At 69.4% G+C, this 24226-nt stretch carries 19 protein-coding genes, 2 tRNA genes and 1 other RNA gene; 5 read left to right on the forward strand and 17 right to left on the reverse strand.

Translation table 11 applies throughout. From position 1 onward, the window contains the following. Positions 1-143: 143 nt before the first annotated feature. From H2Q94_RS25900 to H2Q94_RS25915, 4 genes are all read right to left on the reverse strand, one after another. Positions 144-1547 carry an NAD(P)/FAD-dependent oxidoreductase gene (locus H2Q94_RS25900; protein WP_258718631.1) on the reverse strand — a complete coding sequence of 468 codons (1404 nt, stop codon included), beginning with the start codon at positions 1545-1547 and terminating at the stop codon, positions 144-146. After that, positions 1537-1773, reverse strand: coding sequence for a DUF6158 family protein (locus tag H2Q94_RS25905; RefSeq protein ID WP_243789769.1), 237 nt, complete (start codon positions 1771-1773; stop codon positions 1537-1539). Before H2Q94_RS25905 ends, H2Q94_RS25900 begins: the two co-directional genes overlap by 11 nt. 11 nt (positions 1774-1784) lie before the next feature. Continuing rightward, complete coding sequence (locus tag H2Q94_RS25910) at positions 1785-2084, reverse strand: WhiB family transcriptional regulator (protein ID WP_243789770.1); 300 nt, start codon at positions 2082-2084, stop codon at positions 1785-1787. A gap of 508 nt (positions 2085-2592) precedes the next feature. Further along, on the reverse strand, positions 2593-3417 hold the full coding sequence (locus H2Q94_RS25915) for a GNAT family N-acetyltransferase (protein WP_243789771.1): 825 nt from the start codon (positions 3415-3417) through the stop codon (positions 2593-2595). A 136-nt stretch (positions 3418-3553) separates the two neighbouring features. Between H2Q94_RS25915 and H2Q94_RS25920 the strand changes: the two genes are divergently transcribed. After that, positions 3554-5527, forward strand: coding sequence for a UvrD-helicase domain-containing protein (locus tag H2Q94_RS25920; protein WP_243789772.1), 1974 nt, complete (start codon positions 3554-3556; stop codon positions 5525-5527). Between the two features lie 113 nt (positions 5528-5640). Here the strand turns inward: H2Q94_RS25920 and H2Q94_RS25925 are convergent, their stop codons facing one another. Continuing rightward, positions 5641-8268 carry an ATP-binding protein gene (locus tag H2Q94_RS25925; protein WP_243789773.1) on the reverse strand — a complete coding sequence of 876 codons (2628 nt, stop codon included), beginning with the start codon at positions 8266-8268 and terminating at the stop codon, positions 5641-5643. A gap of 95 nt (positions 8269-8363) precedes the next feature. Between H2Q94_RS25925 and H2Q94_RS25930 the strand changes: the two genes are divergently transcribed. Next, a complete protein-coding gene (locus tag H2Q94_RS25930) occupies positions 8364-9278 on the forward strand; it encodes an MBL fold metallo-hydrolase (protein ID WP_243789774.1) in 915 nt (304 codons plus the stop codon). Continuing rightward, positions 9275-10750: a carboxylesterase/lipase family protein gene (locus H2Q94_RS25935; protein ID WP_243789775.1), complete on the forward strand. Its 1476-nt coding sequence runs from the start codon at positions 9275-9277 to the stop codon at positions 10748-10750. The genes H2Q94_RS25930 and H2Q94_RS25935 overlap by 4 nt, the downstream gene beginning before the upstream one ends. Here H2Q94_RS25935 and H2Q94_RS25940 read toward each other — a convergent pair. Further along, the gene (locus H2Q94_RS25940) at positions 10740-11951 is read right to left on the reverse strand and encodes a cytochrome P450 (protein ID WP_243789776.1); all 1212 of its coding nucleotides are present in this window, start codon (positions 11949-11951) and stop codon (positions 10740-10742) included. The genes H2Q94_RS25935 and H2Q94_RS25940 overlap by 11 nt on opposite strands. 104 nt (positions 11952-12055) lie before the next feature. On the opposite strand from H2Q94_RS25940, the gene H2Q94_RS25945 reads away from it, so the two are divergent. Next, a complete protein-coding gene (locus H2Q94_RS25945; RefSeq protein ID WP_243789777.1) occupies positions 12056-12700 on the forward strand; it encodes a TetR/AcrR family transcriptional regulator in 645 nt (214 codons plus the stop codon). A gap of 22 nt (positions 12701-12722) precedes the next feature. Here H2Q94_RS25945 and H2Q94_RS25950 read toward each other — a convergent pair whose 3' ends face one another. Beyond that, positions 12723-14372, reverse strand: coding sequence for a helix-turn-helix domain-containing protein (locus H2Q94_RS25950; RefSeq protein WP_243789778.1), 1650 nt, complete (start codon positions 14370-14372; stop codon positions 12723-12725). Between the two features lie 335 nt (positions 14373-14707). On the opposite strand from H2Q94_RS25950, the gene H2Q94_RS25955 reads away from it, so the two are divergent. After that, positions 14708-15088, forward strand: a complete 381-nt coding sequence (locus tag H2Q94_RS25955) for a hypothetical protein (protein WP_243789779.1) — start codon at positions 14708-14710, stop codon at positions 15086-15088. 104 nt (positions 15089-15192) lie between these two features. Here the strand turns inward: H2Q94_RS25955 and H2Q94_RS25960 are convergent, their stop codons facing one another. The 10 genes from H2Q94_RS25960 to H2Q94_RS26005 form a co-directional block, all read right to left on the reverse strand. Continuing rightward, the gene (locus H2Q94_RS25960; RefSeq protein WP_475274564.1) at positions 15193-16473 is read right to left on the reverse strand and encodes a lipase family protein; all 1281 of its coding nucleotides are present in this window, start codon (positions 16471-16473) and stop codon (positions 15193-15195) included. A 658-nt stretch (positions 16474-17131) separates the two neighbouring features. Further along, positions 17132-17501: a transfer-messenger RNA gene (gene ssrA, locus H2Q94_RS25965) on the reverse strand. Between the two features lie 98 nt (positions 17502-17599). Beyond that, positions 17600-18496, reverse strand: coding sequence for an amidohydrolase family protein (locus tag H2Q94_RS25970; protein ID WP_243795912.1), 897 nt, complete (start codon positions 18494-18496; stop codon positions 17600-17602). 5 nt (positions 18497-18501) lie between these two features. Then, positions 18502-18981: an SsrA-binding protein SmpB gene (smpB, locus tag H2Q94_RS25975; protein ID WP_243789781.1), complete on the reverse strand. Its 480-nt coding sequence runs from the start codon at positions 18979-18981 to the stop codon at positions 18502-18504. Positions 18982-19116: 135 nt separating this feature from the next. Continuing rightward, complete coding sequence (ftsX, locus tag H2Q94_RS25980; protein ID WP_243789782.1) at positions 19117-20019, reverse strand: permease-like cell division protein FtsX; 903 nt, start codon at positions 20017-20019, stop codon at positions 19117-19119. Positions 20020-20062: 43 nt separating this feature from the next. Then, positions 20063-20752 (reverse strand): cell division ATP-binding protein FtsE, encoded by a 690-nt coding sequence (ftsE, locus tag H2Q94_RS25985; RefSeq protein WP_243789783.1) that lies wholly within the window; start codon positions 20750-20752, stop codon positions 20063-20065. A 255-nt stretch (positions 20753-21007) separates the two neighbouring features. Further along, on the reverse strand, positions 21008-22108 hold the full coding sequence (gene prfB, locus H2Q94_RS25990) for a peptide chain release factor 2 (protein ID WP_243789784.1): 1101 nt from the start codon (positions 22106-22108) through the stop codon (positions 21008-21010). Between the two features lie 121 nt (positions 22109-22229). After that, complete coding sequence (locus H2Q94_RS25995; protein WP_243789785.1) at positions 22230-22727, reverse strand: PadR family transcriptional regulator; 498 nt, start codon at positions 22725-22727, stop codon at positions 22230-22232. Between the two features lie 844 nt (positions 22728-23571). Further along, positions 23572-23645 (reverse strand) — tRNA-Met (locus H2Q94_RS26000). 380 nt (positions 23646-24025) lie between these two features. Continuing rightward, positions 24026-24099 (reverse strand) — tRNA-Met (locus H2Q94_RS26005). Positions 24100-24226: the final 127 nt, after the last annotated feature.

Here is a 24226-nt window from a genome sequence, read left to right on the forward strand (position 1 = left end):
TCGCGTGCCTGCATACCGTACAACAGGTCGCTGAGGGGCTCGCGAAGGGGGTCCCCTTTGGATCATCGACGCGACCGAGAATCCGCCGCGCGGGCGACCGCTGAGGCTTTGCGCTGGGAATCCTCAGCGGCCGCCCGTCGGAGTCAACCTGCTCGGCCGTGCTCGCTGGGGAGGCCTCGGGTGTTGGCGGCTCTGACGAACTCGGCGCGCGGATCGTGCAGTTCGCCCAGGGCCACGGTCTGGCGGCGCAGTGGCAGTTCCAACAGCCAGTCACCGAGGATGCGGGCCTTCAAACGCGCCGTCGGCAGCTTCGCCAAGTGGTACACGCGATGCAGCACCCACGCGGGCAGGCCTTTCAGCTTGATCCCGTAAACCTCGGCGGCTCCCTGGTACAAACCCAGGCCCGCGACGGAGCCGGCGTGGCGGTGCCGGTAGTCGCGAAGTTCGTGGCCGCGCAGCGAAGCGACGATGTTGTCGGCGAGCACCCTGGCCTGACGCACCGCGTGCTGCGCCGACGGGCTGCACATGGCGTCCTCGTCGTCGCTGGTCAAGTCCGGAACGGCCGCGCAGTCACCGGCCGCGAACACCTCCTGGGTGCCGCGGACCTGGAGTTTCGGGGTGCATTCGACGCGGCCCTTGGCGTCGCGCGGCAGATCCGAGTCCTCCAGCATCGGGTGCGGTTTGACCCCTGCGGTCCAGGCGATGGTGTCCGCGTCGAACTCGTCGCCGTCGGAGAGGACGACGTGCCCGTCGGTGAGCGTCTTGACGGTGGTGTCGGTCTTCACCTCGATGCCGCGCTCCTCCAAGATGCGGCGGGTGTACTCGCCCATAGGTGCGCTGACCTCGGGCATGATGCGCCCGGTGGCCTCGATCAAGATCCAGCGCATGTCGCCGGTGTCCAGAGTTCGGTAGCTGGGCACGGCCTCGCGGGACATGCTCTCCAGCTCGGCCATCGCCTCGATGCCCGCGTAGCCGCCGCCGATGAACACGAAGGTGAGCAGGCGCCGCCGCAGCTTCACATCCGAGGTGCTGGCTGCGATGTCCAGCCGGGACAACACGTGGTTGCGCAGGTAGATGGCCTCGCCGATGGTCTTGAAACCGACGCCTCGCTCGCTGAGGCCGGGGATCGGCAGCGCCTTCGACACCGAACCGGGCACGACCACCAGCACGTCGTAAGTCACGTGCTCCTCGGTGCCGTCGGCGAGCGTCGCGGTGAGTTCACGATTTCCGTAGTCGATGCAGGTGACCTGTGCGGTGAGGACTTCGCTGCGGCGCAGCGTCTGGCGCAGTGGAACCACGATGTGCCGGGGCTCGATGGAACCGGCGGCCGCCTCCGGCAGGAACGGCTGGTACGTCATGTGCGACTGCGGGTCGATCACGGTGATCCGTGCTTCGCCGGGCTCCAGTTGCTTCTGCAGCCGCATGGCGACCGTGAGGCCGACGTGGCCGCCACCGACGATGACGATCCTCGGTTTACGGCCGCCCGGGCCGGGGGTCGAGCCGGTGGACTGCTGTTCGGGGGTCTGCTGGTCCGTTTCACTGGCCATGAACCGGGTCTCCTCTCGCGCCCGCGCGAGTCCGCCGCGGGTCGACCTCGCGGTCCGGATGCCTGCGCAGGTACTCCTGTTCCAATGCGAACGAGCGGGCCGTGTGCTCGCGCAACGCGTCGTGCGAGCCGTGCAGGAACGTCTCGTTCCGGGTGAGGTGCAGCTGGTGGATCTCCCGCAGCAAGTCTTGCTCGGTGAGGTCGTTGCCGGGCACGCCGATGCTCATCGCCACCCTCCTCAGGCCGCGGCGCGCTGCTTCGGCACCCGCTTCGCCAGCAGCTCCTGGCGCTCCCGCTCGCTGAGTCCGCCCCACACGCCGTAGGGCTCCTGCACGGCCAACGCGTGCTCTCGGCAGGATCGCATCACCGGGCAGGAGTGGCAGATCCGTTTGGCCTGCTCCTCGCGATTGCTGCGGGCGCTGCCGCGTTCGTTCTCCGGGTGGAAGAACGTGCTCGTGCTCAAGTCCCGGCAAGCAGCCTGCAACTGCCACTCCCAGGTCTCCGCCACCGGTTTGGGCAGCCGCATAGTCGCCGTCATCGTGATCACCACCTCGCCACGGGCTCGGGCACTGCGGTTGTCAGCACCAACGACGACATACCCGGTTAGGGGACGTCGGACACCTGCGTCAGCTGGGGGTTTTGGAATCTTGTCCGGCTTGGCGTGTCGGCGGGGGTTTTGGAATCTTGCCCGGCTTGGCGTGTCGGCGGGGGTTTAGAACCTTCCCCGGCTTGGCGTGTGGTTGCTGTGGTGCGTGGAAGGTCGGCTTTAAGGATTGCTTCCACGGCTCTTGTTGCTGAGGCGTACGGGTAGTGGAACCTCAGCGGTCTTCTCGCTGCGGGATCTTTTTCCCTAGTGGCTCCGCCACGAGGGAAAAACCCGTCCTCGCGAGAAGACAGCCGAGAACCCGTCGGTGGTCACCCTGCTTACGTGGGCTATGCGCTGACGCGCATACAGGCACGGCCTCCGGCCGCAAGGCAGGCTTGCTTCGCTGCGACCTTCGCGGGCTTCGCCGCGTAGAGGTGCCGGTGCGGGTCGGGTGTTCTCGTCAGTCGAGGAGTTCGTCGACTCGTCTGGCGTAGGCGGTGACGGGGTACACGGGTTCGAAGCCGCAGGTTTCGGTGAAGCGTTCCGCTGCTCCGCCCTCGTCGCCGTAGGCCGCGACCAGGCGGGCGCCTCGGGCGTAGAGGTCGTCCACGACGTCTGCGACCAGGGACGATCCTGCTCCGCGGCGTCTGCGGCCGGGGCGGACGATGGCGTGTTCGACTAGGGCGACGCCGTGTTCGACGAAGCCTTGGGCGAAGCCCGCGAGCCGATCGGCCTCCGGGTCGTCGAGCACTCGCAGCACGCAGCGCGGGTCGTCGCCCCGGTGCGCCAAGGTCCGGACCAGGCGTCGTTCGCCGGAGTCGGACAGGCCCGCGTCGTCCCCGATGAGTTCGGCGATGCCGCGCAGGTCGTCGTCGGTGGCCGGCCGCACGGGCTGGGTGGCCGTCTTGCGGGCGCGGTGCAGCAGCGCCATGTTCTCCTCCACCGCGCGCCAGCCGGAGTCGTCGGCGATGCCTTCGATCTCCCCGACGGTGGTGGGCGAGGCGTACACGACGGCTTCGGAGCGTCCCGCGTCGGCGAAGGACTGCTCCAGCGTGAGCAACGTGGTGGCCACTTCGGCCAGCGTTCCCCACAGGCCGCAGGCGTGGTTCGCGGCGGGCAACGGGTTGTCCTGGTTGAGCACCAGGGTGGCCGCGCCGACCCGGCCGATGCGGCCGTACCGGACGGCGCCGGAGGCGAGGCGGGCGTTTTCGACCAGCCCTGCGAGTTCCCGCGCTTGGCGCGGGTGCAGCAGGGCGTCGTCGTCAGGATCGTGCAGCGGGTCCACACGTCCATTGTGGAGGTCTCCGGCCAAGTTTCGTATCCGCCTGCGACATTAAGGTGATCCCAGTTCGCAACTCTCGAAATCGCGCCAGAAGACCGTAATGTCGCTAGAGCACCTGCGTGCGAACTCGGGAGTCGCCGTGACAGGGACATACGATCACCACCGCGAGCGGCTGCGGCGCCAAGCCGACGAACAGCTCCGCGCACGCCCCCCGTTGCCGACCTGGCAGAAGCGGGTCGTGGAGCGGTTCGCGGTGGAGCGCGGCACCGGTTGGTACACGTTGTTGAACCAGTTCGCCCCGCACACCCCGGACAACCGGCCGGACGTGGTGCTCATCGGCCCGGGCGGAGTGCTGGTGGTGCTGCTGTGCGATCACGAGCCGCACGCGGAGGCGACGCGCGCGGCGTTCGTGTGGACCGCGGAACTGCTGGCGGGACTGGCCACGCCGCACGGGCTGCTCACGGAGGCCGCGTTGCGCACCGTCGCGGTGTTCCCGGAAGGCCGGCGCGGCACCGCGGGCGACGGTGAGCACCTGGTGGTGACCGAGTCGGAACTGGACCGGGTGCTCGTGCGCGACGAGCCGCTGCTGGACGCGGCGGACGCGCTGGCCGCCGCCCGCCACCTGGACAACCGCACGTTCGACCTGACTCCGATCGCGTGGAATCCGTACCGGATTCCGCAGCCGAGGGGCGCGGGCGAAGTGGGTTCCTCGGACCGTTCCTCCGGCCTGTTCGAGGTCCGGCGGTTGCGGGAGGAGCGGGCCGAGCATCCGCCGCAGGACTCCGCGTTGGACTGGCGGCTGTTCCTCGACGACCCCCAGCTCGGCGCGGTGCGCAGGCAATACGGCGGTCCCGCGCTGATCTCGGGGCCTGCGGGCACCGGGAAGTCGACGCTCGCGCTGCACCGGCTGGCGTACTTGGCGCGGCGCAGCCCGGGCAAGCTGCTGTTCACCACACACCTGAACACGCTGCCGGAGCTCGCGCGGGAGCAGTTCCGGGCGTTGGCGCCGCAGGTGGCGCACCGGGTGGAGTTCCGGAACCTGCATTCGTGGGCGGCCGACCTGCTCGCCGAACGCGGCCGGGACGCGGTGGTGGACGAACCGCGGGTGGACGCGGCGTTCGCGGACGTGTGGGAACGCTCCGGGCGTCGGGGACCGCTGGCGGGCGCTCGCCCATCGCGGCACTACTGGAAGGACGAGATCGACCGGGTGATCAAAGGCCGTGGCCTGGGCACCTTGGAGTCGTACAAGTCCGCGCCGCGGCGCGGTCGCGGTGGACAGCTCAGCCCCGCTTTCCGGGCGCACGTCTGGGAGTTCTACTGCGAATACGAGCGGGAACTGTGCGAACGCGGCATCTACGACCGCAACGATGTGCTGATCCGCGCGTGGGACGAGCTCGGGCGGAAACCGTTGGGCCGCGGCTATTCGGTGGTGGCGGTCGACGAGGTGCAGGACCTGACGCTGGTCGGTTTGCGGCTCGTGCACGCCGTCAGCGGCGAAGGACCGAACCGGTTGTTGCTGATCGGCGACGGTCAGCAGCAGGTGTTCGCCGGTGGCTGGCGGCTGTCCGAAGCCGGGATCTCGTTGCGCGGCCGCAGCGAGGTGCTGCGCCGCAACTACCGCAACCGGGGCGCGATCGTCGAGGCCGCCGGTGAGCTGGACGCGGTGAACCGGTTCGACGACATCGACGGCGGGGCGCCGGCGACGCTGCGGTCGGCGCTGCCGGTGCTCAGTGGCGGGAAAGTGGTGCGGTGGAACGGAGCCGCGCAGCAGGACGCGGTGCTCACGGCACTGCGCGAGCTCGGCGCGGAAACCGGTTCCGCCGTGCTCACCCGCACCCGTTCCGCCGCTGAGGAGTGGGTGGAAGTGCTGCGCCGCAACGGTTTCCCCGCCGATCGGATCGCTCCCTGGTCGGCGGATCCGGAGCCGGTGCGGGTGGGGACGTTGGCGGAGGCGAAGGGCTTCGAGTTCCGCGCGGTGTTCCTGCCCGACGAGCACCGGCCCATCGGTTTCCACCGCGACGAACTCGAAGCACTGCAACGGCAACTCCTGGTCGCGACCACCCGAGCCCGCGACTACCTGTGGATCGGAGCGCTGGAGGAAGCCGACGAGTGACGTTCACACCTGCTCAGGTGACTGTCTCCTTCGCCCGGTCGGACGGGCCGTTCACCCGGCGGCGCCGATCAGGTGAATGGCCCTTGACCGGCGTGATCAGGCGAAAGGGGCGTTCACTCCGGTGGAACCGTTGCGGCGGGCTCGAGCAGGTCGCGCAGTTGGTTCCGGTTGCTGACACCGAGTTTCGGGAACGAGCGGTACAGGTGCGAGCCCACGGTGCGCGGTGACAGGAAGAGCCGATCCCCGATCTCCCGGTTGGTGAGTCCGCGCGCGGCCAGCCGGACGATCTCCTGCTGCTGCGGGCTGAGTTCGTCGAGCACGTCGGGTGCGGCGGTGCCGGGGTCCGCGCCGCCGGAGGCCCGCAGTTCCGCCTCGGCCCTGGCGGTCCACGGAGCCGCACCGAGCCTGCGGAACGTCTCCAGCGCCGCCTCCAGCGGGGCGCGGGACTCGGCGATGCGGCGTGCGCGACGCAACCATTCGGCCTGGTGCAGCAGGGTTCGTGCGCGTTCGAACGGCCACTGCTCGGTGCGGGGGTCGGCCAGCGCGGCGGCGAACAGCGGTTCCGGGTCGGCGGCCAGCATCGCGCGGGCGTGGTCGAGCAGCGCCCGCAGCCGCACCGACGCGCCGTCGTCGAGTCGGTGCGCGGCGGCCCGCACGATGCGCTCGGCGTCGTGCGGTGTTCCCAGGCGTGCCGCGGCGGCGGCCAGTTCCGGCAGCGCCACCGCGGACTGGTGGTAGTGCTCGAATTCCCCGTCGGCGGTGAACATCCGGCGGAACTGCGCGTAGGCGGTCGCGTGATCACCCGCCCCGGCGGCGACCATGCCCAGCACGTACCTGGCCCGGACCGCCACCATCCGGCTCGCCGCCGGGTCCACCATGGACAGTGCTTCGGTGGCGAGTTCCGCGGCTCGCGCGGATTCCCCTCGTAGCGCCAGGACGGCGCCGTCCATCGTCTTGGATCCGGCCATGACGTGCGGGAGTTCGGCGCGGGCACCGTTGTTCAGCGAGTCTCCCGCGATGGCCCGGACCTGCGTCCAGGCACCGGATTCGAACAGCGCCCAGCCTTGGGCGCAGCCGAGCCCTTCCGGCAGCGGTCCCCGCACCCGCCAGCGCTCGAATGCTTGCTCGAACAGGCGAACCGCGAGCGGCGTCTCGTCCAGCAGCCAGGCGATCGTCGCCACCGCGACGCTGTGTCCCGGGCCGGACTCCGCGGAACTCAGCGCGGGAAGCAGCGGCAGCACTTCCGCCCTGCTGCCCACCGGGTCCGCGACGGCCGACACCCATGCCCTGGTCACCGGGTTCTGTTCGCCGGGGATCTCCGGCAGCGCCGCGAGCACCGCATCGCGCCTGCCCGGTTCGGCCGAGTAGTAGGCGACGACGGCGGCGGTGGCCAGCACGTCCAGCGCGGTGCCCGGATCGCGCCGCGCCAGCGCGGTCGCGGTGCGGAACAACTGCGTGAACGCCGCCGCGTGCCGGGTGGTGACGGTGAGCGCCTGCCCCGTCCGCAGCGCGGCGATCGCGAGCAGCTCCGGATCGTCGGTGAGGCCCACGACCCGCGCGGCCAGGTCCTCCACCCACCCGGCCTGGGCGGTGAACAACGCGGAGTTCGCCGCGAGCACGAGTCGCCGGGCGCGTTCGGCGCGGTCCGGGCTCAGCTCGGCGGCGCGCTCCAGCGTGGTCGCGGCGGCCGCGTAGCCACCACGCCGGCGGGCGCGTTCGGCGGTGGCTTCCAGTGCCGCGGCGACGTCCTCGTCCGGTTCGCCCGCGGCGGCCGCCAGGTGCCAGGCGTGCCGATCCGGTTCCTCCGTCGCAGCGGCCAGCCGGAGGTGCGCCCGGCGGCGCTGCTCGAACGGGGCCGAGTGGTACAGCGCGGACCGCACCAGCGGATGCCGGAACCGGAACCGGGAGCCCGTCCAGCGCACCAGCCCGGCTCGTTCGGCGGCCTCCCAGCCCGCGCCGGGCGGGCGCACCGGGTCGGCGGTGTCGGCGGCGGCGAGCACCAGCAGCAATTCGCGGCTGTGCTCCGGCAGTTCCTGCGCCCGCGCCGCGAAGATCTTCTCCAGCCGTTCGGTGGTGGCCGACGGTCCCGGACCGGATTCCTCCGGCACGGCGGCGAGTTCGGTCAGCGCCAGCGGATTCCCCCCGGCCTCCGCCAGCACCCGCAACCGCCGCGCACCGGTCGGCGGCTGCGGCCGCGCGTCGAGCACCCGGTTCGCGTCGAGGTCGCCGAGCGGCTCCAGGCGCAGCGTCGGCAGCCGGTCCATTCCGGGCAGCGGCTGGTCTTCACGGGCACCGATGAGCAGGCTCAGCGGCTCGGCGTCGATCCGGCGGGCCAGGAAGGCGAGCACGTCCAGGCTGGCGCGGTCCAGCCATTGCGCGTCGTCGACGATCAGCAGTCCACCGGTGTCGGACAGCAGGCTCAGCACGGCCAGTCCCAGCCGCATCACGTCCGGTTCGACCGGGTCCTCGTCCACGCCGAACGCGGCGAACAGCCGCGCCGCCTCCGGCCGCCCTTCGGCCCGGCGCAGCACGGGCGCGAGCAGCTGGTGCAGTCCGGCGAAGGCCAGATTCGTCTCGGTCTCGCTGCCGGTGGCGCGCAGCGCGTCCGGCTCGGCCGCCGCGTCGAGCAGCGTGGTCTTGCCCATCCCCGGATCGCCGGTGACGATCAGCACCTGCCCGGTCTCGCGGGCCGCCCGCCGCACCTGCGCGAGCTCCGCGTCCCGGCCGATGATCTCCTGCACAGCAGCCTCCCGTCCGCCGACTGTAGCCCTCCCGGCGCAGGTGCAGTCACGTGACGGATACCCCGCGACCTGGTGCGCGGTGCATATTTCGGGGCATGCAGAGCATCACGCTGGGAGACGTCGAAGTCACGCGAGTGCTGGAGTTCCACGGGCGCGCGATGGGCATGGACGAGTTCTTCCCCGACATCCCCGCCGAGCTGTTCGAGGCCGAGCGGTCCTGGCTGGCCCCGGACTTCTGGTCACCTGCCGACAACGGGTTCATCTCGGCCGTGCAGACCTGGGTGTTGCGCAGCGCGGGCCGCACGATCCTCGTCGACACCGGCGTCGGCAACCACAAGGAACGGCCGTACTCGCCGCATTGGCGGCACCTGAACACCGGCTACCTCGGCAACCTGGCCGCGGCGGGCGTCCGCCCGGAGGACGTCGACATCGTGATCAACACGCACCTGCACGTGGACCACGTGGGGTGGAACACGCGGCTCGTCGACCGGGACTGGGTGCCGACCTTCCCGAACGCCACCTACCTGCTGCCGCGCCTCGACTTCGACTACTGGAACCCGTTGGGCGAGCACCGGCCGAAGCGCGCGCTCAGCCACCAGAACGTGTTCGAGGACAGCGTCGCGCCCGTGCACGAGGCGGGGCTCGCCGAGCTGTGGGAGGGCGAGCGGGTCATCGACGAGAACCTGCGGTTGCTGCCCGCGCCCGGTCACACGCCCGGCTCCTCGGTGCTGCACCTGAGTTCCGGTTCGGACCGCGCCGTGTTCATCGGCGACCTGCTGCACACCCCGCTGCAAATGCAGGATCCGACGCACAACTGCGATTTCGAGGAGGACCCGGCGACCGCCCGCGCGTCCCGCCGCCGACTGCTCGACTTCGCCGCGGACAACACCGCCCTGGTCGTGCCCGCCCACTTCGGCGGTCACGGCGCGGCCGAGGTCGGCCGCTCCGGCGACCGCTTCGAGATCAAGGACTGGGCCGCGTTCGACCGCCCGGAACGGAGCAACCGATGACCACCGTGCCGACCGCGAAGGGCCGGGTCCAGGGCAGGAGAACTGGCGACGGCCTGGTGTTCTCCGCGATCCCCTACGCCGCAGCGCCGGTCGGTCCCGCCCGGTTCGCCGCTCCCCGGCCTGCTCCGCGCTGGGACGGCGTGCGGGACGCGACGCGGCCCGGCCCGACCGCCCCATCGCCGGAACGGGCGTTCGGCGCGCTGGACATGGCCCCGTTCTTCGGCCCCGGCTGGGTCCGCGGCGAGGACTACCTGACGGTGAACGTGTGGACGCCGGACACCGCCGCCCGCGGCTTGCCGGTCATGGTCTTCGTGCACGGTGGCGGATTCGTGTCCGGTTCGGCGCAGGCCGCGCTCTACGACGGCACCGGCTTCTCCCGCGACGGCGTGGTCCTGGTGACGCTGAACTACCGGCTCGGCGCCCCGGGATGGCTCTCGGTGCCGGGAGCTCCGGACAACCGGGGGCTGCTGGACGTGCTGGCCGCGCTGCGCTGGGTTCAGGAGGAGATCGAGGCGTTCGGCGGCGACCCGGGCAACGTCACCCTGTTCGGCCAGTCCGCCGGAGCCACCATCGTCGACGCCGCCTTGGCCGAGCACGCCGACAGCGGGTTGTTCCGGCGGGTGATCAGCCAGAGCGGCAACGGGCTCGGCGCGTTCGTGCCGGCGCAGGCCGAGCTCGTAGCGAACCGGCTCGGCTCGGTCCTGGCCGTGCCGGTGGCGGAACTGGCGGAGGTGCCCGATGAACGCCTGATCGCGGCGACGCCGCAGCTGCGCGGGATGGACCTCGCGGTGGACGGGCGATTCGACCCGCTGCTGCGGCTCACCCCGTTCGGCCTCGTGCTGGAACGGCAGCCCGCCGTGTCCGTCGCCGCCGGGGCTGGCGCGGAGATCACCTTGCTCGTCGGGAACAACACCGAAGAGGGCAACCTCTACCTGGCCCCGAACTGCGACCTGGATCAGTCCACACTGGACGATGTGCGATCGGTCGCGGCGCGAGCGCACCCGGATCCGGATCGGCTCGTCGCCGCGTACCGGGCGCAACGCCCGTCGGCCACCGCCGGTGAGCTGCGCTCGGCCGTGCTCGGCGACGCCCTGTTCGGCGCGGGCACCCGGGCGCTCGCCGACGCGCACTCCGCGCACGCGACGACGTACCGCTACGAGTTCGCCTGGCGCTCCACCGCACTCGGCGGCTCACTGGGAGCGGCGCACGGCGTGGAGCTGCCCTTCGTCTTCGACTCCGCCCGCGGCCCCGGGTCGCACGGCCCGAACTCCCTGCTGGGCACGGAATACGATCCCGAGCTGGGCGCCGAGGTGCACTCCGCTTGGGTGCGCTTCGCCACCGACGGGGACCCCGGCTGGGAGCGCTACACCACGCCCCGCCGCCCCGTTCGACGATTCGCTCGACCGTCCGCAGTGGTCTCGGATCCGCATCCGCTGGAGCGCGGGGCCTGGCGGAACACCGCTACCAGGTGACCGGCAGCGAGTACACGCCGTAAATGACGGCGTCGTCCTTGAACGGCAGCTCATCGCGAGGCCCGGCCAGCGCGAGCGACGGGATCCGGCTGAACAACGTGTCGAACACGATCTGCAGTTCCAGCCGCGCCAGGTTCTGCCCGAGGCACTGGTGCGGCCCGTAGCCGAACGCCACGTGCTGGCGGGCACCGCGATCGATGTCGAACTCGGCGGGCTCGGGGAACGTCGCCGGGTCGTGGTTGGCGGTGTGCCCGAGCGCGATGACGGCTTCGCCCTCGCGGATGAGCGTGCCGCCGATCTCGACGTCGGCGGTGGCGACTCGCGAGGTCACGGTCTCGACGATGGTGAGGTATCGCAGCAGTTCCTCGACCATGCCCAGCGTGCGCTGCGGATCGTGCTTGATGGCCGCGATGTCACCGGGGTTCTCCAGCAGTGTGAGGGTGCCCAGCGAGATCATGTTCGCGGTCGTCTCGTGCCCGGCGACGAGCAGCAGCGTGGCCGTCGCGACCAGGCCCTCGTCGTCTTCGATGCCGTCCTCGCGCTGCTTGGCGATCTGCCTGCTCAGCAGATCGTCGCCGGGCGCGGACTTCTTCGCGGTGATCAGGTCGGCCAGGAAGCCCCGCACCTCACCGGCGGCGCGCAGCCGCTCGTCGGCCGAGGTGGTGCGCCGCAGCATCGCCGCGGAGCGCTCCTGGAAGAAGTCGTGGTCGGCGTAGGGCACGCCGAGCAGTTCACAGATCACCAGCGAGGGCACCGGCAGCGCCAGCTCCGCGACCAGGTCGACGGGTCGCGGACCGGCGAGCATCGAGTCGAGGCAGTCGTCCACGATCCGCTGGATGCGGGGCCGCAGCGCCTGCATCCGCCGCACGGTGAACTCGCCGAGCACCGACCGCCGCACCGGCCCGTGCTCGGGCGCGTCCAACGACAGCATGTTCGGCCGGAAGTTCTTGATCGACTCCTGCTGGCCGGCGACGAGGAACGGGAACCCGGGGTTGCGCCGGTCGGAACTGAACCGCGGATCGGAGAGCGCGAAGCGGACGTCCTCGTGCCGGGTGAGCACCCACGCCGTTGTGCCGACCGGCGTCCTGACCTGGGACACCGGCGCCGATTCGCGCAGCTGCGCGTACTCCTCGGGTGGCGCGTAGGGGCATTGCCGCGCGACGGGGAAGTCCTGCACTGGCTTGTCGGTCACATCGGGCATGACTCAGCCTCCCAATATGGAAGAAAACCTTCCGCTTATCTCCGAACGTACTGAACCGGAAGCGTTCCGTCCACCTGCTAACGGGTGGATGCGAGAATCCCCCCGTGAGCTCGGACATTTCGGCGCAGGAAGGTGAACTGCCGCTGCGCGCCGACGCACGCCGCAACCGCGACCAGATCATCAGCGCGGCCAAGGCGATCTTCGCCGCCGAGGGGCCGGACGCCCCCATGGAAGCGATCGCACGCCGAGCCGCCGTCGGCGTCGGAACCCTCTACCGGCGCTTCCCCGACCGCGAGGCGCTGATCCGCGCCGTCGCCAGGGACAACTTCGCCAACGCGCTGGCCCACGCGCGAGCAGCGGCGGCGGAGCACACCGGCTGGGAGGCGTTGGTGCGCCTGCTTGAAGGCTCCGAAGAACTCCAGTTGAGCGTGCACCTGGCCATGTTGTCCCCCACCGCCTGGAAGATCCTCAAAAGCGACGAGGTCACCCAGGAACTGCGGGCGGCCCTGCTGAGCGTCCTGGAGGACGTGGTGCACGCCGCCCAGGCCGAAGGCTCGATGCGCACCGACGTCGGTGCCGGTGATGTGGCGGCCACCTACTCGCTGCTGCTGCGCCGCACCAACAGCCCGTCCCCCGCCAACCGGCTCGCCGCGGACCGCGCGCTGATCATCATGCTGGACGGCCTGCGCACCTCGCGCTCCGAACTGCCCGGCCACCCCCTCCAGGTCTCCGAAGTCCACCCCACCTGACCTCGCACGGGCGCGCGCCGGGTCACGACGGGCGGAGCAGGACCGGCCTGCCGGTGATCTCCATCGGCTGATCCTGGTCCACGATCTCGGAGGAGCCGTCCAAGCGCTGCACCACCTCGGAGCCCGGTTCCGGCGGTAGCCACGCGGTGCCCTCGTGGGTCCAGCGGATGACGAACCGCTCGCCGCCCCGGTCGAACCGGCACTGCCAGACGTTCTCCGGCAGCAGCGCCCCACCCCCATGACCGCAGGAATTGATCCGCGCACCGCGCAGCCAGTTCTGGAACTCACCGACGAACCGACCGGCCTTGGTCGGCGGGAAACCGGCCGCCTGCAACGGGATCGGCACCCGCCCACCGCCCCAGCTGTAGAAGTAGACGCGGTCGTACCACAGCCACAAGCTCACCAGGTACAAGCGAACCGCGTGGTCGGCGGCCCGTTCCGGCTCGACCTTCGGATCGAACGGGTCCGCGAAGCTGACGCCCGTGTTCCACATCGACGGGTTCGCGTGGGCGTTGTGCAGGGTTCGTTCGATGTCGGCACCGAGTTCGAACATCGTCTCGGGCGGGTCGGCGGCCTTCCGCGGATGCAGCTTCACCCCGCCCGCATCGCAGTGGTCGTAGCCGCGCAGCTCGGCGAACCGCGCCAGGAAGGCGTGGTTGGCGGGCTCCCAGAGCTCCCCGAACCCGGGGCAGACGACCGTGGCACCGGGGGCGACCTCCCGGATCACGCGACTGCCGATCTCGGTCATCTCGACCAGCGTCTCCACCGACCCGGTGAAGTACGGCGGCCCGAAGTCCCACAGTTCGAAGGCCTCCACCCGCCCGGCCGAGCGCGTGGCCACGGCGCGCACGAAGCGCTCCCAATCGTCCAGGTCGTCCGGCGGACCGATCCGCGAATCGTCGTTGTACGCCGACGTCCCGCCCTCGGGAGCCGCCCAGCCCGGCGTGCCACCGAAGGTGAACACGAGCGGCAGCCCCGCGTTGCCCGCGGCCCGGACCAGCCGATCGAAGGTGGTCCAGTCGTACCTGCCGCGCTCGGGTTCCAGGCTCTGCCAGCGGGTCTCGGATTCCCACAACCGCGCTGATCCGACCGGGAATCCGGGCATCATGCCGGTCGCGCTGTTCATCGTCACACCGACGAACGCGGGGTCGATCGGCTGCGGCTGCAGCGTCCAGTCCGGCGCGGAGACCTCGGCCGGCGCGGAGGTCGGCGGCGGGCCGGCGCGAAGCACGTACGCGACCAGCAGGAACGTCGCGAGGAAAGTAGCGACCGCCGCCGGGAACCACCACCACCGCGCTCTCGCGGCCGGCCCGTCCTGCGGACGCGGGACGGGCCGCTCAACCACCCCGGAATCGCCCGGCCCCTCGGGACGTTCCGCCATTTCCGGAATCACGGCGTCGCCCTGCATCGCGGTCCCGTCCGGTCCGGAGTCGCGGTCCGGCCCTTCCCATAAGCGATGCAGCTTCGACAGCTCCGCCCTGCTCGCCCCGCACACCGTGGCGATCGATTCGACCGCCCCGAAGGTCTGCGGGATTCCCTGCCCGCTGCAATAGCGGTGCACCGTGGATCTGCTCAGGTGAGTTCGCGCCGCGATCTGCTCATAGCTGTACCCGCTCCGCCGTTTCAGGTCGTCGAGCAGTTCCGCAACGGCATTGCCGCGTCCCGGCGCCATCTCGCGCTCCCCTCGCGTTCCGATGGCCGGGGAGTCTCCCACGGGACGCCGTCCCAGCGGCCCCGATTCATCTCAAGACGGCCCGATCAAGCCTGGTCGCAACAGACATTTCATCCCATCGTCCCAAGATCGTCCCAGCGCGTTGTCCCACCGGAATTCGCCCGGTGAAGGTGTGTCCACGCGGTTCGACACCGCTCACTGGGGGTCGCTGGGGGTGAGGTCGAGCGGTCACGAGGTGCCGGCCGCACCGAGTGACCGCTCGACCGGAATCCGTTGCCGAAGCGACTCGCGGGATGGATTTCAGCGATCAACGGAACGGATGAAAAGGAGCGAACATGGGCAAAGCGAAACGGGCGATGGTGGCGACCGCAATGGCGGCGAGCCTGGCATCGGTGCTCGGGGGTCCCGTCGCGAGCGCGGCGCACAACGCGGCTCCGGCGCAGGACGTCGCCCCGCTCAGCAAGTGCGGTGACCACGGGCCGATCGACATCCCCGGCGGGAGGGCCGACTTCAAGCTCACCTGCAAGGGCGGCAAGATCACGATCACGGGCTGGGTGCTGGACACCGCCGCGAACGGGAAGTGCGTCTGGGCCTACGGAAAAGTAGGAAACAACGATTTCAAGAGCGGGAAGGCCTGCCCGAAGGGGAAGTCCGTCAACTTCAAGGCCACCGGCAAGGGCAGCACCGCCAAGGTCTACCTCAAGGACGACGGCTGATCAGTCCCGTCCCTGGCGCTGTTGTCCCTCTCCGAGGGGCAACAGCGCGACGGCGAGCAGGGGCCGGCCAGGCCGGGGCGCCCACCGACGCCCCGGCCTTCGGCTCACTCGACGTCGAGCCGCTCGGACAGTTGCGGCAGCAGCGGTTGCCGCTCGTCGACGGGGATCTCCGGGTCGACCGGGGCCTGGTCGGTGTCGCCGCAGTTCGGCGTGGTCGGCTCACCGGTCACGCGGTCGTCGATCCACGCGAACGCGCGCGGGAAGGACGCGATCGCCCCGCCGATGTGCGTCGGCCCCAGGTTCGGCGCGAACTGCACGTCCGCACCCTTGCCGCACCACTCGTCGGCGAGGTTCTTGGACTGCTCGAAGGGGATCACGTCGTCCAACCGGCTCTGCGCGAGCAGCACGGGGAAGTCGGGCTTGCCGTTGCCGATCCGCTGCTCGCCGACCGCACTCGCGAACGGCTCCTCCGTCAGGTATTCGGTCAGCGGCCTGCCGTCCTCGGTGAAGTCCTTCGACTGCGCGAACGCGAACTGCGCGATCCCGTCCACGGTGCACGAGTTCTCGACGCCCTCACGGAACTGCTCGCCCTTGTCGTTGAGGTAGGGCGCGAGGTCGATGTCGTAGCCGGAGGCGATCCCCGCCACGGCGTAGCCGAGGAACGCGGCGTAGAAGCCGCCGTCGAGGTTCTCGCCCACTCCGCCGAGCTCGGCGGGCACGGCACCGGCCGCGACTCCGCGGATGTCGAGCTCCGGGGCGTGGTCCGAGGCCAGCTCGGCCGCTCCCGCCACTCCGCCACCGCCTTGGGAGTAGCCGTAGAGCACCACCGGACCGTCGTCCGGCACGTCAGCGTCGGGCAGCCGCTGCGCGGCGCGCACCACGTCGAGCACCGCGTTGCCGCTGACCTCGCGATTGGTGTAGGTGTGCACTCCCGGCGTGCCGAGGCCCTGGTAGTCGGTCATGGCGACCGCGTAGCCCTTGCTGAGCATGGCCTTCACGAAGAAGCCCTCGTACTCGGTGCCGTTGGCCAGCTGCCGGGACGGCGCGCAGTGGTCGGCGATGCCCTGGGTGCCCGGCGCGTAGCCGATGACGGGCCGCTCCCCCTCACCTGCCCATTCGCCGCGCGGCGTGATGACGGTGCCGGTCACCGCGATCGGAGCACCACCGCGATCACTGGACCGGTACATCACCCGCTGCACATCGGCATCGACCTGCACGACCTTCAACGGATCGAGGAAGTACTCGGACGACTCGGAACGGACGACGTCTCCATTGCCCGACGGCAGTTCGGCCGGCGGCTCGTAGAACGGCGGCCGCTCCTCAGCGGACGCGCCGGATGCGGTGGCGACAGCGAGCGACACCCCGACCACGGAGGTCAGCAGCATCGCACCCGCCCGACGAAACGGACGAAGGCTCACGGGCAACTCCTCATTGAGTCCGAACCGAGCGAACCTACCGGCGAGTAGGCCGATCCGATAGTGACCCGCGACACCGACCCCTGACAATCACCACAACTACCCGAAAGTAACTCCGCAACCACTTCGCAACGAAAACTGCACCCCCAGTAACCCCCCACCACGATCAGTTCGCCCACCAACGAACAGCAACCCCACACCACCCGTCCCAACACCCAACAGCAAAAACCCGAACCCACACACCACACAAAGCCCACAACCCCAAACCCCACCACCCCAAAGGCCCCAGGCAGAGCCCCAACAAGTCGAAGGCCGGAGGCCAAGCCCACACCAATCGAAGCCCACACCACCCCGAAGGCCACAGGCCAAGCCCCCCACACGTCGATGGCCGCAGGCCAAGCCCCCGCACGTCGAAGGCCACAGGCCGAGCCCCCACACGTCGAAGGCCGCAGGCCGAGCCCACCCCCACGCCGTTCACCGGCTCAGGCTGGTCCCCACCCAACCCAACCCCCCACCCCCGCAAGGAGCACTCCCCCACCGGACCACCGCACCGTGGGGGCCTACGGGGGCTCGGCCCCGTACAAAAAACAAGGAGCCGGGAAGACGCCAAAGGCGTCAACCAGGCTCCAAGTGGAGGTGCCGGGAATCGAACCCGGGTCCTCCGTCGCTTCACCAAGACTTCTCCGTGCGCAGTCCGCTATGCCTCTGCTTGGCTCCCTCGGTCTCGCGAACTAGCCGAGGTGACGAGCCCAGCCGCTGTTCGATGTCCCACCAGGCCCCGCGGCCGGGTCTGGCGGTAAGAGCCTCCTAGTCGATGCCGGATTCCGGGACGGAGGCGTTCCCGGTCCGACAGAGTTGCTCCTCGCTCAGGCAGCGAGGGCGAACTCGCGCTGACTCTTGTCGGCGCTTATAAGTTGCGGCGACGCTCTCGGTGGTCTCCCGCCTGCACCGGCACGCTTCCCTTGGATCGACGTACGGAGTCGAAACCGTTCACCCCCTCGTCCACGGCCGTACCTTCCCGGCCGTTAGGTCCGTACAGCATAACGTCCGTGCCCCCGCCGATCATTCCAATATCGACCTTCGAGTTTTTCGCAGGTCAGAGCTTCAAGAGCCGGGACGGGGCGTCGTGCAGGACGCTGCGCAGGAAATCCGTTCCCAACCGGTCGTCGGCCGCGGCCCAACCGGCGATCGCGGCGAGCTGTTCGGCGTAGGGATACGGGATGTTCGGGTAGTCGGTGCCGAGCACGATCCGGTCCCGCACCGGCACGAGCCGCGTCGCCCAGTCCGCGGGCAGCGGGGCGAATCGTTCGGTGAAGGCCACGCCGACCATCGTGGTGTCCAGGTGCACTCGCTCGAAGGTCTCGACGAGCCGCAACGCCACGTCGTACTCGGGCATTCCGGCGTGCGCCAGCACCGCCGTCAGCCGCGGGTGCCGCTGAAGCACCTCCTCGAACACGTCCAGTCCGGTGTGGTCGCCGCGGATCGGACCGTGCCCGCAGTGGATCACAACGGGCACCGCGGCCTCGGCGAGCAGGCCCCACGCCTCGTCCAGCAGTTCATCGCGCGGGTCGAACTTGCCGACCTGCACGTGGACCTTCACGCATCGCGCGCCGGCGTCCAGGGCGGCGCGCAACGACTTCGCCATGCCCGGTTCCGGGTAGAGCGTGGCCGTCGGCACGGCACCGGGGGTGCGCTGCCCGAACTCCAGCGCCCACTCGTTGAGCCATTCCGCCATGCCCGGCTTGTGCGGATAGACCAGCGGCGCGAACGTGCGCACTCCGAGTTCGTCGAGCAGCCGCAGCCGGGTTGGCTCGTCGTGGCGGTAGTGCACCGGCCAGTCCATGCCGTAGTGCGTGTGCGCCTGGTCGAAGTACGCCCACACCTTCTGCAGCATCCGCTCCGGCAGGAAGTGGGTGTGCAGGTCGACCAAGCCGGGGATGCCGAGCTCGTCGAGCCAGGGACGCACCTCCGCGTCCGAGGCCGGGCCGAGCAGCGGGCTCACACCCGCCGTCCTTTGCGGATCCGCCCGATGTGGCGTTGCATTTCGCGGTCGGCGTCCCGCTTCGCCATGTCGTGCCGCTTGTCGTGCGCCTTCTTGCCGCGTGCCAAGGCGAGTTCCACTTTGGCTTTGCCGTCGGAGAAGTACATCGACAGCGGGACCAGGCTCAGCCCGGTCTCCTTGATCTTGCCGACGAGGCGGAGGATCTCACCGCGGTGCAGCAGCAGTTTCCGGGATCGCCGCGGTTCGTGGTTGGTCCACGTGCCTTCGGTGTACTCCGGGATGTGCGCGTTGCGCAGCCACACCTCGCCGTCGTCGACCGTGGCGAACGCGTCCACCAGGGACGCTTTGCCCTGCCGCAGGCTCTTCACCTCGGTACCGGTCAGCACGATCCCGGTCTCGTAGGTGTCCAGCACCGACCAGTCGTGCCGCGCTTTGCGGTTCTGCGCGATCGGCTTGCGCCCGCGTTCCTTCACCATGCCTGCACTTTAAGACCCGGGGTCAACCGAGTTCTCACACCCTGTCCGTGACATGACGGAGGCGGCCCTGACATGACGAAGCGGCTGCGCCCGCGTGCGGAACACGCGAGCACAGCCGCTCGGCAGGACGATTCGCTAGAGCCGCACGTAGAGGCGCAGCGTCACATAACCGGTGGTCGCCGAGATCACCGCGGCCACCAGCAGCATGATCGGTGAGACGGCGGCGATGTCGCCGTAGCCGATCTCGGGGATGATGCCGGTGCCGAACACCGGCGACATGACCCTGTCGATGAACGCCGCCTTCGAGATCAGCAGCCCCACGATGGCCAGCAACGCCCCGATCAGACCGGAGACCATCGCCTCCAGCAGGAACGGGAGCTGGGTGTACCAGCGCGTCGCCCCCACCAGCCGCATGATGCCGGTCTCCGTTCGCCGGGTGAACGCGGAGAGCTGAATGGTGTTGGAGATCAGCAGCAACGCACCTACCGCCTGCACGAGCGCGATCGAGAAGGTCGCGTTGCGCACGCCGTTGAGCACGCTGAACAGCCGGTCCAGGTAGTCGGCCTGGTCGACGACGCTGTCCACGCCGGGCTGGCCTTCGAACTTCTGCTGGATCGCGCCGAACCGCTCCTGGTCGGTGAGCTTCACCCGCAGCGAGGCCGGCATCGCTTCGACACGGGCGACGTCACGCAGCTCCGGCATGGTCTCGAAGACCTTGTTGAAGTTCTCGAACGCGGCGTCCCGGTTCTCGTACTTCACCGAGTCCACGCCGGACGAGCGGGTCAGTTCGGACTTGAGGTTCGCGCAGGGCTGCTGGGTGCAGTCCGGGTCGTTGGCGCTGACATCGTCGGTCATGAACACCACGACCTCGACGCGGTCCTGGTAGACCTCCTGCATCCGGTCGATCAACCGGACCACCAGGAGACCGCCACCGAGCAGGCCGACCGAGATGGCCGTGGTGAGGATCATGGCGATGGTCATCGTCACGTTGCGCCGAAGGCCGTTGACGACCTCGCTGAATACGAAGCTCGCGCGCATCTTGGTGTGTGCTTCCTGGCTGGGTTCGGGGGTGCGGGGCTGCTCAGCGACCGACGCCGTAGACGCCGCGGGCGTCGTCGCGGATCACTTTGCCGAGGCTGAGTTCCACGACTCGACGCCGCATCGAGTCCACGATCGAATGGTCGTGCGTCGCCATGATCACCGTGGTGCCGGTGCGGTTGATCCGCTCCAGGAGCAACATGATGTCCTGGCTGGTGTCGGGGTCGAGGTTGCCCGTGGGCTCATCGCACAGCAGCACCAGCGGCCGGTTCACGAACGCACGCGCGATCGCCACGCGCTGCTGCTCACCACCGGAGAGTTCGTGCGGCATGCGGTCGGCCTTGCCGTCCAGGCCGACCAGCTGCAAGACCTCCGGCACCACCTTGCGGATGGTGTGCCGGGGTTTGCCGATGACCTCCAGCGCGAACGCGACGTTCTCGGCGACGGTCTTGTTGGTGAGCAGCCGGAAGTCCTGGAACACACAGCCGATTCGCTGTCGTAGCCGCGGCACTCGGCGCCGCGGGAGTTTCGCGACGTTCCAGTCGGCCACGAACACCCGGCCGCGGGTCGGCACGTCCTCGCGGAGCAGTAGCCGCAGGAACGTGGACTTCCCCGAGCCGGAAGGGCCGATGAGGAACACGAATTCGCCTTTTCCGACGCCCACGGAGACATCGTCCAACGCGGGGCGGGTCGAGGTTTTGTATCCCTTGGACACGTGCTCAAGCCGGATCACGGGGCGTGAGTTTACCTGCGACCTTTCGGGGGATGACGGCTCACCCAGACCAGTTGATGCCGAGTCCGCGATCGCCGCCTTATCCGCAGGTCACCGCATGATCAGCGAGAAACCGGAGCGCCCGGCCCAGGCCTCGCGAGCTTCACCCGGGTGAGCGGTCTCGACCGGTCTCGCGGGCACGAGTGGTCCCGATGCGCTAGGGAGCCCGGCAGGTTCCGCTGTCCGAACGCCCACGTAGCTCAAGAGCCGGAACGATCAGGCGTCGTGCTGGCGGCGCCAGCGGATGCCGGCTTCCAGGAAGCCGTCGATCTGCCCGTCGAGCACCGCGTCCGGGTTGCCGACCTCGAACTCGGTCCGCAGGTCCTTGACCATCTGGTACGGGTGCAGCACGTAGGACCGCATCTGGTTGCCCCAGCTGGAGCCGCTGTCCTTGAGCGCGTTGAGCTCGGCGCGCTCCTCTTCCCGCTTGCGGGCCAGCAACTTGGACTGGAGGACGCGCAGCGCGGCAGCCTTGTTCTGCAGCTGCGACTTCTCGTTCTGGCAGGACACCACGATGCCGGTGGGCGCGTGCGTGATGCGCACCGCGGAGTCGGTGGTGTTGACGCTCTGCCCGCCGGGACCGGAGGAGCGGAACACGTCGACGCGGATGTCCTTCTCGGGGATCTCCACGTGGTCGGTCTCCGCCACGACCGGCAGCACCTCGACGCCGGCGAAGGAGGTCTGGCGCCTGCCCTGGTTGTCGAACGGCGAGATCCGCACCAGCCGGTGCGTGCCCTGCTCGACGGACAGCGTGCCGTAGGCGTAGGGGGCGTTGATGCGGAAGGTCGCCTGCTTGACGCCGGCCTCTTCCGCGTAGGAGGTGTCGTAGACCTCGACCGGGTATTCGTGGCGCTCGGACCAGCGCACGTACATCCGCATGAGCATTTCGGCGAAGTCGGCGGCGTCGATCCCGCCCGCTTCGGCCCGGACGGTGACGACGGCTTCCCGCTCGTCGTACTCCCCGGAGAGCAGGGTGCGGACTTCGAGCGCGTCGAGTTCCTTCTTCAGCCGCTTGCGCTCGGTGTCGGCCTCGTCCAGTCCGGCTTGATCGCTTTCGTCCTCGCTGAGCTCGTAGAGGACTTCGAGGTCTTCCATGCGCTGGCGCAGGTCGGTGACCTTGCGCAGTTCGGCTTGGCGGTGCACGAGCTGGCTGCTGATCTTCTGCGCGTACTCGACGTCGTCCCAGAGGTTCGGCTTGGCCGCCTCGGTCTCCAGCTCGGCGATCTTCGCCCGCAACTCGTCGAGGCCCATGACGCTCTCAATGCCTTCGAGCGTGGTGGACAGGTCCTTGATATCTGCGGCGACGTCGGGATTCACAATGTTCGAGGGTACTTCACCGGCGGGCGGCCGCCCACGAGGACGGCCCCGGCCGCCGCTGATGCCGACCGCTCTGGCGGCGATGCCGCCGGGAACGGAGCTTCAGATCATTCCCGTTGGCTTACTCCGGAATGCTGTCCAGCAGTTTGACGATGGCCCGGTTGTGGGCGACGGTGAAATCGGCTGCGGCCTTCTCGTACGGGTCCGCGGTGGCCTTCGCGGCGTTCTTCGCCTCGTCCAGTCGCGCGGTGTATTGCTCCCTTGCCGATTCCACGAGCGCGGAGCGTTGTTTCGGCGTCAGCGATCCGGCGTGCACGAGGCGCAGGATCAGCGGGCTGCGCACGTTGTCGGGGCCGGGTTCGGTGTTCAGCCAGGACTTGAAGGCCCGCTTGCCTGCCGCGGTGATCGCGTACTGCTGGCTCGACCGAGGTCCCTGCTTGCCGAGGCGCAGCAGTCCGGACTCGGTGAGCGCGGGAAGTTCGCGGTACACCTGGCTGCGGGTCACGCTGAAGAATCCACCGAATCGTTCGGTGGCGGCAGCGACGAGCTGCCCCCCGGTCTTCGGGCCGTCGTGCAGCAGCCCCAGCAGGGCGGCGGATGTCGAGTTCAGCTCAGTCACGGAATCCACCGTGCCATGACCCTCGCAGGCTGTCCACAATGGTCGGCCACTCTGTCCACTGTGGTTGCAATGGGCTGGTCCGAGTGGACCATCCGCTGCTGGCGCTGCGTAAGCGGATGCGGCCGACTCAGCGTGGCTTGGCGCACATCGTTCTGCCATCAAGGGGAACGGCAGGCGGCAGGACTCGACGGGACACCCGCGCAGGGTGTCCCGGACGCCCCGGATCGCTACCTGATCGTGCGATCTACCTGCACGAAACGGTTCGGTCGCGCGCCGAAGCCCCCGATTACCGGGAGTGACTCGCATGCTGTGAGCGGCGATCGGCGCTTCCGACGGTCGCATTCGGACGGAGGTCATGATGCGTCGCAATGAGCCGGTGGCTCGAGTTTTCAGTTGTGCGAGCAAGAAAATCCGCCTACCGGGCCAAGCCTGCGCCGTCTGCGGCCGAACCATGCCCCCAGTCCCAGGCGTCCCCCCAGCAGAACGCCTCTGCTCCCCCGCCTGCGCAAAAATCTGGACCCGCCCCACCCAAAAACCCTGACCCCCCACCCCCCACAAAGCACAAAACAACCACAAACCACAAGACACAAGACACGAAGCGCGAGCCGCAACCACGACGCGCGACGCGCGAGCCGCGAGCCGCAAAGCGCGAGCCCCCAACCGCAAAGCGCGAAGCGCGAGCAGTCCCCCTAAACCCAGCCCACCCACAAACCAACCCCGACCACACCCACCACACGCAACCACCGCACCGTGGGGGCCTACGGGGGCTCGGCCCCCGTACAAAAAACAAGGAAACGGAAAGAGGCCCCCTCTCTGGCGAGAGGGGCCTCGAACACGACCACAGTAGCGGGGACAGGATTTGAACCTGCGACCTCTGGGTTATGAGCCCAGCGAGCTACCGAACTGCTCCACCCCGCGCCGCTGCGCAACTGTTCGCTGCGCTGTATTTCGTTGTAATGAGAACTCTACACCTCCCCCAAACCCTCCCGAACACACCCCCCTCAACACCAGCAAACCCCCACCCACCACACCCAACAGCAAGCCCAGCCCCAGCCCCAGCCCCGAAGCACATACAGCAAGCCCACCCCAAAGCCGCGATGCGCAAAGCGCGAGCCCCCAACCGCAAAGCGCGAGCAGTCCCCCTAAACCCAGCCCACCCACAAACCAACCCCGACCACACCCACCACACGCAACCACCGCACCGTGGGGGCCTACGGGGGCTCGGCCCCCGTACAAAAAACAAGGAAACGGAAAGAGGCCCCCTCTCGCCAGAGAGGGGGCCTCGAACACGACCACAGTAGCGGGGACAGGATTTGAACCTGCGACCTCTGGGTTATGAGCCCAGCGAGCTACCGAACTGCTCCACCCCGCGCCGCTGCGCAACTGTTCGCTGCGCTGTATTTCGTTGTGTGCAGAAGACTACGTGACGCTGAATGCGGCCTGACACCGGGGGTCGCTTAACGCGGTCCGCCTTCGACGGTCCGCGGATCGGCCCTGGT

It is taken from the genome of Saccharopolyspora gloriosae (assembly GCF_022828475.1).
Classification (GTDB): Bacteria; Actinomycetota; Actinomycetes; order Mycobacteriales; family Pseudonocardiaceae; genus Saccharopolyspora_C; species Saccharopolyspora_C gloriosae_A.